General features: G+C 75.8%; 2 protein-coding genes. Both read right to left on the bottom strand.

Annotation, left to right across the window (positions count from 1 at the left end):
• Nucleotides 1-67 precede the first annotated feature (67 nt).
• Entirely contained in the window at nucleotides 68-832 is a 765-nt protein-coding gene (locus tag ACYVPE_RS39735; RefSeq protein ID WP_461038716.1) for a hypothetical protein, read from the bottom strand.
• A gap of 131 nt (nucleotides 833-963) precedes the next feature.
• Nucleotides 964-1,601: PucR family transcriptional regulator (locus ACYVPE_RS39730; RefSeq protein ID WP_461038715.1), on the bottom strand; the 638-nt coding region annotated here is incomplete at its 5' end.

The raw sequence follows: 1,601 nt of genomic DNA, 5'->3' as shown, positions 1-1,601 counted from the left end.
GCCGTCGGGTCGGCGTGCCCGGCGCGACGCCTCGGCCGGCCGCCGGCCAGGGCGGCGCCGCGGCGCGTCAGGGGAGGTGGGCGGTGAGCCAGCGGGGGACGTCGCCGAGGAGATGGAAGAGGCGGGCGGCCTCGGCGCGTAGGCGGGTGGAGTCGGGTTCGGGTTCGACCTCGGCCAGGGCGACGAGGGCGGGGGCTATTCCGATCAGGAAGCCCGCCTCCTCGCGCAGCCGCAGGGATTCGGTGAAGCCGTGCCTGGCCTCGGCCTGGTCGCCGGCGAGGAGCGCGAGCGCGGCCAGGTGGCGCCAGGTGTAGGAGGTGAGCAGCGTGTCGCCGCGGTTGACTGCCTCGTTGTGGGCGCGCCGGTAACCGGCCTCCGCCGCCTGGGGGTTGCCGCTGACGTGCTCCGCCATCAGGCCGCGGCGGAAGTCGAGGAGCGGCCGGCCGGGGGAGTCGGGGGCCAGCAGCGCCGCCGAGCGGCCGAGCGCGGCGCGGGCCTCGTCGGCCCGGTCCCGCACCCGCAACAGCGTGGAGGCGTAGGCGAGATAGCCGCGCTCGCAGGCGGCCGCGCCGCGCTCCTCGTCGTCCAGGGAGAGCGACTCGGCCGCGCGCAGCGCCTCCTCGGCCCGGCCCCAGCCCTCGCCGGTGAACATGCAGCGCTCCACGAGCAGTTCGGCGCGCCGCAGGGCCGCCTTCGGCTCGGCCGCCGCGCGCGGCTCGACCAGGGCCGCCGCGTCCTCCCAACACCCCCTGGACCGCAGCCGCCAGACCGCGCTGTCGAGCGGATCACCGCCCGCCGTCCTGCCGGAATGAGGTACGGCGGTTTCCGTCACATGCCCTCCCAGGCGCGTCGTCGAGCCGTTGGTGGTGCGAGATGAGTGCATCTCAGCACGAGGCGTGGGGTGAGGCCAAGAGGGCTGCGTGAATGAAATCACAAGGAGTCTGGTTTATGTGATCATGTGCCCTACCAGGTAGGGGGCTCGTCGAGCCGGAGCGCGAGGAAGAAGTCGACCTTGTCCTCCAGCCGGCTCAGCTCCCGCCCGGTCAACTGCTCGATCCGGCCGATCCGGTATCTGAGCGTGTTGACGTGGACGTGGAGCGCCGCCGCGCAGCGCGTCCAGGAGCCGTCGGCGGCGAGGAACGTCCGGAGCGTCGGGACCAGCTCCGAGCGGTGCCGTCGGTCGTAGTCGCGCAGCGGTTCGAGCAGCCGGGCCGTGAACGCGCCCCGCACCTCGTCGGGGACGAACGGCAGCAGCAGCACGTGCGAGGCCAACTCCTCGTGGCCGGCGCCCGACACCCGCCCGCCCCTGGCCGCCGCCACCCGGCGGGCGTGCCGCGCCTCCTCCAACGCCCCGCGCAGCGCCTCGGCGGACGGCACCGCCGCGCTGACCCCGAGCGTCAGCCGGCCGTCCGCGCCGAGCCCGGCCGCCAGCGGCGCCCGCACCGGGTCGAGGACCGCGGCCGCGGTCAGCGGCGAAGCCTCGCCCGAGCCCGCCGCCGTCAGCGGCACCAGCGCCCCGACGTCGACGCCGCCGTCCGCCACGGCCGCCGTCGGCGGCCGCTCCTCCAACAGCGCCCGGCCGACCTGGCCCGTGTCGAACT

Source organism: Streptomyces mayteni (genome assembly GCF_054783955.1).
Note: the sequence above shows the minus strand (reverse complement) of the source record. Positions and strands in the feature narration are given on the sequence as shown.